This window comes from Candidatus Binatia bacterium (assembly GCA_029243485.1).
GTDB lineage: Bacteria > Desulfobacterota > Binatia > UBA12015 > UBA12015 > VGTG01.
In genome coordinates this window covers 22,910-31,559 of record JAQWRY010000081.1, presented here as the reverse complement: position 1 = coordinate 31,559, position 8,650 = coordinate 22,910, and the positions used below count along the sequence as shown (strand labels likewise).

Genomic DNA, 8,650 nt, shown 5'->3' with positions numbered 1-8,650 from the left:
AGCCGTGGAAGGTTCCCCAGGTGGTGATGTCGACATAGTCACCCGGGGGTGCCGGTAGAGGCGTGTGATCGTGGTCGTGGTGATCGTCCGTGGGGGGCATCACCGGATCCTCGGGCTCGTCGGGTGGGGAGATAGGATCCGCAGGGAGGGGTTCCTCCTCATCCGGATCTACTGGGAAATCAACGGGTTCTTCTTCGATCGGATCTGGCTGTTGCGTCCAGTCGACACAGAAACCGAAGGTCGTCGAAGCACCGGGCCCCAAGGTTCGGTTCCAGTCGGCTCCCACAAATTTCCATGGGTGGCCTCCTGAGTTCTGCGGGCATTGTGCACGCCAGTCCTCGTTCATGTGAGAATTCCAATGAGTCGTCACCAGGCCGGCCAATTCGACACAAACTTCCCAGTCAATTTGTCTCGAGCCCTGATTTGTGACGCGGCCTTCCCCGCAGGCTCCCGATCCCCAGTCGACATAGTAATCGATGCTGAGCGAGAGGTTTTGGTGTGGAGATGGATGTTCTTCGGCTCCATGAGAAACGGAGGCCCATGCTGCCAGTACCAAGACAGCGGAAAGACCCGTGTAGACCAATCGGGCCACATCGAGCTTAAAAGCGCGTATTCGCATCATTCTAACTCTCCTTTCAGAAAACGATCGACGTCCGTTTTCCTCTCGTCTTGAAACCGCACTCTTTGCGATTTCGGGGACAAGGAAAGTTCTGCAGGTTGCGTCCGTGTGCCCCCTGGTCGCGATCGACAGGGTGCACCGCGCGGTCATTCCCTGAGTTGCTTTCCGTCTCATCCCCATTTTGCTGACTCCCATTGCGGTGCAACGCTAAAGTCCAGACTGCGTTGGGCCCGGGAGACGACCTGTGCGCCAGACGGTAGTTCGAGGGCACGGGCAGGGGGTGTGGGGAATGGGGGGGGGGGGGCGACTCTCGCGGCCGACTGAACGCTGCAATAGTCGCCGAATTTCGACAAGTCTTTTTCTGCGAAACCTGGCGTCGATTCGCTTCAAAACCGCCGCGTTCGAAATTTTTTGCAGAGCGCACGTCGGGTGCCGTGAGTTTGCCCGCGGTGAGTGCGTTCTCGTTGCGGAGGAGAACGAAGTGTTCGGGTTTTGACCCTTCCCGCGCAGATCATCGCAAGGCGGCGCGAGGCCGAGGTTGAACGGACGCGGGGCTGTACGTCGTCAGCTGAGTCGGGATCTTTGGGGTCGATCTTTTAGAGACACTTCCGGCACGTTTGCTCGCCTACGCAGCTCGTAGGTTCTGCCGCTTGCGACGAGCCATCGTCTTTTTCTTGATCTGTTCGCGGCGCGTCAGGATCGTGTTGCGCCGCCCGTGATATGCATCGGCTGGCGTCACGTTGTCCAGTGACTCGTGGTAGCGCCGGTGGTTGTAGTGCTCCATCCCGTGGCGACCGAGGTAGGTCGCCAGCTCTCCCGACACGTAGCAGGGGCCGTTGTCGCTCAGGAGCCGAGGCCGATGCACCACCTTCACCTCGTCCACCCCGGCCTTCGCTCGCGCCACGTCGAGCGTCTCGGTCACGTCGGATACCTTCATCGTCGTGCCGAGCGTCCACGCAAGAATGTAGCGCGAGTAGTCGTCGAGCACGGTGGACAGATAGTACCAGCCCCAGCCGACCGCCTGGAGGTAGGTGAAGTCCGTCTGCCAGAGTTCGTTGGGCCGCTTGGTTGGATGCCGAAAACGGTCGGCGGCTCGGATCAGCACGAAGGCCGGGCTCGTGATCAGGTCATGCGCCTTCAAGATGCGGTAGACGCTGGATTCCGAGATGAAACGGCCCGTCCGGTCCGTCGTCTGCCACGCCAGCTCTCTCGGCGACTTCTCCGGGTCGGCCAGCGCCGCTTCGACCACGCGCTTTCGCTCGTGGTCGGGGATGCGGTTCCAGTGGCGGCGCGTCGCGGGCTTGCGCGGCTCCAGTCCCGCGTCCCCGTGCTCGCGGTAGCGCCCGTACCAGGCGTAGAAAGTCGAGCGGCTCACGCCCAGCTCGCGCAGAGTGCGTCGCACCGACAGGTCCGAGCCTTCAACCAGGCGGATCACTTCGCGCTTCTCCGCCGCCTTCAATCGCACGTACCGTCGTCCGAGCCGGAGCCCAGCACGTTTTTTTGAGCAGCCGATTCTCCAGCACCGTCTCGGCCAGTGCGTGCTTCAGACGATCGTTCTCGTCTCGCAGGCCCTTCACCTCCGGCGCGCTCGCCTCGCGCTTCGTGTCGCCCAGCAGCCGCTTCTTCCCGGCCTCCAGAAACTCCTTGGACCACCGGTAGTACAGATTCGGGGCCAGCCCCTCGCGGCGGCACAGCGCGGCAATGCTCTCCTCGCCACGCAGTCCTTCGAGGACGATGCGGATCTTCTCCTCCGCAGAAAATCGTCGGCGTGTCTTGCGCTGAATGTCGCGCACGACCTTCTCTGCACTCTCTCCCTTACCCATTGGTTTCTCCTTCCCTTTGGGCCGGGCGTGTCTCTTATTTCCTCGACCTATTTGGTCCAACCTTCTCTGAACCCGAACAGGGGCAGAAAGAGGCGCACGCATACGTCCGGTAAGGCGTCGTTATGTCGCCTTGGGGCCAAAAAAGGGGCTTGATGTCGGCTATCCGCGGGTTGGCAGCGGTACTCGTCGCGACCCGACGGCGATCCCCTCGCGTGGGGCACGCCGATCACGAGCGGAGGTCCGCATCCGATCCTCCCGATGCGACGACGTACAGTGCCGCGGTCATCAGGCCTGGCCAGCGTGTGTTCTCTGCGATACGGCAACATCCGTTGCCCCCTGCGCGCCGACCTGAGGGCCGGCCTGCGAAGGAGGCAGATCGGAGTGTTCGGTCAGGGCGCCTTGGCCTTGAAGACGTCTGTCGTGTTCTTCGAGTTTGATGTGAACTCGGAGCCCATGCAGGTTCCCGTTGAATCGTTCCGCAGCTGCACGGTCACGCGCGGCGACTGCTCGAAGAACGTCGCTCCCGCGGGAGAGGGCAGGGGCAGGTTCGCGCCCTTCGCCACGATGAGAGCGCGCGATCGGCCGACCTCGCCGGTCTTCACCTGGGCTTTCAAGACTCCGCTCGAGGTGCGGAACTTGTCCTTGTATCGGAAGCCCTTCGGTTCCTGGCTCGTCCAGTTGGACCCCGGAGCGATTGCCAGGGAGGTGGCCAGGAAGTCGACGCCGCCGCTCGAGTCGTACACGCACAGCGTGTAGTTCGTCGTTGCGATGGGGTCGCCCAGGTCGGCCTGTACCAACGGCGATGCCTTCGACCACGTCCACTTGAACACGTCGCGCTCGTTGATCGTGCTGTCTCGGACCTGGAGGCTGTGTTTGCCGGCATCGAGGCACGTCGGGTCCGGCAGGTTCGGGCACACACCGCAGCCGCAGCTGGCCGAGCAAGCACCCGGGCAGGCCGCGTCGTCGCCTCCGTCACAGATCTCGTCGCCGTTGGCCAGCCCGTCGCCACACGTTTGGATACCGACGCATCCGGGCAGGCACTCACCCGCACCGCCGTCGTTCACGCCATCGTCACAGGACTCCGTGCCCTCGGGGATGCCGTTGCCGCAGGACTGAATCCCGCCGCAACCGGCGAGGCACTCGCCGTCGCCGCCATCGTTGACGCCGTCGTCGCAGACCTCGGTTCCTTCGACGACCGAGTCGCCGCAGGCCTGGAAGCCGCCGCAGCCCGGCAGGCACTCGGCCTGGCCGCCGTCGTTGGTTCCGTCGTCACAGACCTCGGTCCCTTCGACGCTGTTATCGCCACAGGACTGGATCCCGCTGCAACCGGCGAGGCACTCGCCTTCGCCGCCGTCGTTCGTTCCGTCGTCGCAGATCTCGGTCCCTTCGACGCTGCTATCGCCGCAGGACTGGATCCCACCGCAGCCGGGAAGGCACTCGCCTTCGCCGCCGTCGTTCGTTCCATCGTCACAGACTTCGGTTCCGTTCACGGCGCTGTCCCCACAGAGCGAGCCGGTGGCGTCGCAGACGTCGCCGATGCCATCCATGTCGGCATCTTCCTGACCGGGATTGCTCACGGCGGGGCAGTTGTCGTCGCCATCCAACTCACCGTCCTCGTCCCGGTCGATTCCCATGCGCGTTCCGGATCCCGGAGGCGCGCAGGTGTAGGTCAGTTCCTGGCCCGGGGTCGCTGCGAGGGCGCGGAGGGCGGCGTCGCTGAGTGCGGAGCCGGCCGACTTGTCCATAGTGAACGTTCCGCCCGAATTCAGGACGGCACCGCGGGGTTCACCGGCGATGGTTCCCTTCACGACGAGGTCACACTCGGTGACGGCGCCTCCGAGCTCTTTCGAGATGAACGACGTACCGGCGCGTTGGATCAACAGGTCGATCCGCGGCCCCGCCACCGCAGAGTTCGTGGGGTCGAGCGTGACCTGCTGGCCGACGATCGGAGCGACGTCGGAATCGAACGCGAGCATGAACTGCTCCATCTGCGCGCGTTTGACGTCGCCCCCGCTCGGCCCGTCGAAGCCGACGCCATTCTGGTTGTTGAAGACCGTGGCCTCGAAGAAGCGGAAGATCGTGTCGACGCTGCCGTCGTGCAGGAAGCCGAAACCTCGGACTTGATCGCCCGTATGCCCGTTGTTGCCGCCGTTGAAGAAGCCGACGTCGGGCATGCCGAACATTCCGACCTTCTGATAGAGGTTCCGTAGATGAGCGATCTTCAGGATCTGCTCTTCGTTTTCGAAGCTCGCATCTCCGTTCGTTCCGAAGAAGCCCTGTGACGGATCGTGAGTGTGGCAGCCTTCGCAGGTGAAGCCGAGGTCGGGAAGGATTGCGATGCCGTCGGAGCGTCGCGACCCGGAGAAGAAGTTCAAGCCGCCCTGTTGGTCCGGCGTGAGAGAGTTGTCGAGCGCGCGTACCGGGTTGGGTGGTAACGTGAGGGTCAAGGCGAAGTCGGTGAACTTCATCATATCGGTCGAGGAGATCGCGGACGCGCGCCCGAGGAGCCCGGGGAACGCGAGCAGGAAGTTGTCGAAGGAGAGGTGCTCGTCGGTGCCGATTCCGAACACGCCGTTCGCTCGATCGCCACGCCAGTGCATGGGGCCGCTGTTGGCGAGCCCCCGCAGGGTCTGGGTGGTCATCGGGCCCTTCATCGGGTGAAATTCGTCCACGTCGGCGCCGCCATTCAGCGAGCTGCCGAAGAGAAGCGCCCCGGCTTCGAGCTTGATCGACATCGGGTTGGAGGTGACCTCGTCGTCGGGGTTGCCGAGGTCCCAGGCGAGCTGGTCGAGATCGCCGAAGACGTGGCAGCTCGCGCACGAGGCCTCACCGTTCGCAGAGCTGTCGAAGGCGTCGTACAGAAACTGTCGTCCGTCCAGGACGACCGCCGGCTCGGGGTTGTGGATGGGCAGATGGTCGACCTCGGTGCTCGTGACCAGGTCGATGACCGAGATCGAGTTGTCGAACCGGGTCAGCACGTAGAGTCGGTTGTGCATCTCGTCGAGGGCGAGACCGCTCGGGCCGCCGCCGCTGACGGGCAGGTAGCTGGCGCTGGCCAGCGTCGGATCGAACGCGTCGTTCTCGAGTGCGGTCGTCCCGAGGACGCCGACCGTGCTGGAGCCGAACGCGGCGATGTAGATCGTCGTCCCGGTGCTGTCGATCACGGCGTCCGTGGGGGTTGCGAGGCTGTGAAGCTTCGCCGTGGCGTCGAAGCCGGGGTCTCCGGCGAGCAGGTTGTAGTTGAGATGCTTGTTCAGGTGTCGCGGCTTCACGCTCGCGGGGTTCGTGACGCCCGGGTTATCGATCACGGTGACGCGGGCCTCGGCGAGGTGGCCCTGTACGGTCGAGGGACCGAAGATTCCCGGGCCCTCGAAGCGGGTCTCGTTGATCGACTCGGTATTCGTCACGTGCAGGTCGCCCGTGGTCGGATGGACGACCATGTTGAAGAGCGTCGTGCCGACGCCGACGTGGGCCGCGGTTTGCGTCAGCGTGTTCGCGTTCATCGCGAACACGTCTTCGTCGGGGAGGTTGAAGCGGATGCCGTTGTTCCAGTTTCGTCCGAGCTCATCCTCCCAAAGGCCGCTGCCCTCGTTGAATTTCACGATCAGGCTGACCTCGGGTGCATCGACACCCATGTGATCCGTGGTGGGGCCCGGGTTGCCGCCGGGCATCTGTCCGCTGGCGAGGCCTCCGGGGGACGTGATGCCGTCGCCGGAACAAGGGAGGGCCGTCGCGAAGCCGTTGCAGACGGCGCCCTCGCTCACGGTTGCCGTGCGATTTCCCGTATGGAAACCGGCGACGTAGACGGTGTTCCCATCGTTGCTCACCGCGAGTGCGCGCGGGGTGTCGGCGAAGAACGTCTTGATCTCGATGGGGACGCCGCCGAACGCCCCGCCGAGACTCGTGGCGTCGAACACCCACACGTCGGCGCGGCCGATGCCTCCGGTCGTGAGTTGCGGGTCGCCGCTGCCGGGAACAGCCGCGATCGATGCATCGTTGCGCTGTTGGCCCCGGCGGGCCGTGGTGATGAACGCGCGGTTGCCGCCGGTGCCGGCGAAGACGATGTCGCGGGGTTCGTCACCCACGAGCAGCGTGCGTACGACGCGCGGCGGAACGGAGCTGACGTCGACCACTGAGACGCTGTCGGAGAGGTGGTTCACCACCCACACTTCCGTGTTGTTGCGCGCCGCGACGGCGACGGGTTCCATTCCCACGGGGACGGAGGTCCGGCGCGTGATGCCCGTGCCGTCCACGTCGAAGATCTCGAGGTGGTTGTCGGGCGTGTTGACCGCGAACAGAGTGGCGCCGTCCGGACTGAGAGCGAGCGGTCGTACATGGCCGGACTCGAAGTTCACGAACGCCGGCTGTGCGCCGGCGAAGGGTGCGCTGGCGAGGAAGAGAAAGGCCGTGATGAGGGTGGACGGGGCGCGCATCGGGACTCCCTTTTTCTGTGCTTCCGCGTGTGGATGGGCGCAACGTGGCCGAAGGCGAGTGTGTCCCAGAGACACCTTGGAAGGCAAGGCTCGCCTGCCGGGGGGGCGGAAATCGGGGCCGAAGACGCCGGGGTGCACGCCGGGTCGGTCTCGGGCCGTTTTGCGGCGGGTAAAAGAGGTGGATCGAAGCTCCGGCGGTGGACGGGCCACGACCGGAGCGCGGTCATCGGTTCAGCCGGCGCCGAAGCTCTCCCGAAGGCGTGCGGCGGCGTAGCGGATGGCTTCCTTGCCCTTGGGAAGCATGTCGCCCATGCCGAAGAAGCCGTGGATGATCCCGTCCCACCGTCGGCTGTCGACGGGCACGCCGGCGGCCGCCAGCTGCTCAGCGTAGGCCTCACCCTCGTCGCGGAGGGGGTCGAACTCGGCCGTGACGACGGTCGCTGGGGGAAGGTCCGTGAGGTCGTCGGCGCGGATCGGCGAAGCGAGTTGATTGTCGCCGTCGGACTCGTCATTCAGGTACATCTCCCAGAACCACTTCATCGCGGCCGCCGAGAGAAAGTAGCCTTCCGCGTTCTGCTGGTACGAAGGCGTGTTCCGGCGCGAGTCGATGACCGGGTAGACGAGCAGCTGATGGCACAGGAACGGGCCTTCGTTCTCGCGGTTGGAGATCGCGACGGCTGCGGCGAGGTTGCCGCCGGCGCTGTCGCCGCCGATGGCGATGCGTTCCGGATCGACGCGGAGGTCGGCGGCGTTCTCGGCTGTCCACCGAACGGCGGCCTCGCAGTCGTCGAGGCACTTGGGGAACTTGTTCTCGGGCGCCTCTGAACCCGAACAGAGGCAGAAAGAGGCGCACGCATACGTCCGGTAAGGCGCCGTTATGTCGCCTTGGGGCCAAAAAGGGGCTTCATGTCGGCTATCCGCTCGCAGTCCATGTGCAGCCCGAGAGAGTTCTCAGCGTTTCTCCCAGGTCGACTCGTTCTCGCCGCGAATCGCCAGCACTGTGGCTCTGCCGTTGGCTTCCAGGAGCAATTCCTCGTTGATGATGCGGGTGCTGTAGGTCCAACCCTCGAGAGGGTTGAGGTAGGAGAGAGCGTCGGCATCCAGATAGTTGACTCGATCCGGGTCGTCCGGGTCGATTCCGTGAGCAAAGAGTACGAACACGCTACCATCGGGGTCGGTGAGTTCGTGAACGCGGGCGGTGGGTGGAAAGCGCAGCAGAGTGTCTCGGATCACTTGAGCTTCGACGACAACGCCCATGCCGCCGATTTAAATAATGCGCCCGTCGACGTTTTTGACAATCAGCAGATACTCGTTGCCGGGAATCTCGGGCACAAAATCCATCGAGTCCGGAACCCCTTCGAATGAGGGCCGACTGCGGATCTCGCCGGTGGGAATCACCACCTGCGCGGGGCCCTTGGTCCAACCCGCTGGTGGCACGATGGCCTCAACTTGTTCCCAGGAGCACTCGCGGCATTCGTAGCCGAGCTGGGCAAACGGATTCTCGCCGGTCGCGCGCATCATTTTGTGCGTGAAGTTGGACTGCATGCCGGCCAGTGGGTCGGCATCGGAACCGCTATCCCCACAGCCGCCGGCGGCAAGAGCCACGGTCACGGCCACCACCGATAGATATTTTGTGCGTGATTGCATCGGTTTTCTCCTCACATGAATATCGAACTCGGCATCTTATCGTTGCAGCCGCGTACTAAGTTTTATCTGAGGGATCAATTTTCTGGGTGTTCCGCGAGGCAAAGGGCAGGGACCGGGTTGCGGATAGC

4 protein-coding genes and 2 pseudogenes are annotated in these 8,650 nt (G+C 64.2%); all 6 read right to left on the bottom strand.

Annotation, left to right across the window (positions count from 1 at the left end):
* The coding region (locus P8R42_24015; protein MDG2307663.1) for a cellulose binding domain-containing protein at nucleotides 1-622 on the bottom strand (622 nt) is incomplete at its 3' end.
* Between the two features lie 622 nt (nucleotides 623-1,244).
* Nucleotides 1,245-2,442, bottom strand: a pseudogene (locus P8R42_24010) (IS3 family transposase).
* Between the two features lie 1,595 nt (nucleotides 2,443-4,037).
* Nucleotides 4,038-6,875: pseudogene (locus P8R42_24005) on the bottom strand (hypothetical protein).
* 231 nt (nucleotides 6,876-7,106) lie between these two features.
* A complete protein-coding gene (locus tag P8R42_24000) occupies nucleotides 7,107-7,754 on the bottom strand; it encodes an alpha/beta hydrolase (GenBank protein ID MDG2307662.1) in 648 nt (215 codons plus the stop codon).
* A 72-nt stretch (nucleotides 7,755-7,826) separates the two neighbouring features.
* Nucleotides 7,827-8,108 carry a hypothetical protein gene (locus P8R42_23995; protein ID MDG2307661.1) on the bottom strand — a complete coding sequence of 94 codons (282 nt, stop codon included), beginning with the start codon at nucleotides 8,106-8,108 and terminating at the stop codon, nucleotides 7,827-7,829.
* 33 nt (nucleotides 8,109-8,141) lie between these two features.
* Nucleotides 8,142-8,522 (bottom strand): hypothetical protein, encoded by a 381-nt coding sequence (locus P8R42_23990; GenBank protein MDG2307660.1) that lies wholly within the window; start codon nucleotides 8,520-8,522, stop codon nucleotides 8,142-8,144.
* Nucleotides 8,523-8,650 lie beyond the last annotated feature (128 nt).

What these genes read in the sequence shown, in the direction of transcription:
- P8R42_23990 (MDG2307660.1), bottom strand. Translation starts at nt 8,522, where the DNA reads ATGCAATCACGCACAAAATATCTATCGGTGGTGGCCGTGACCGTGGCT.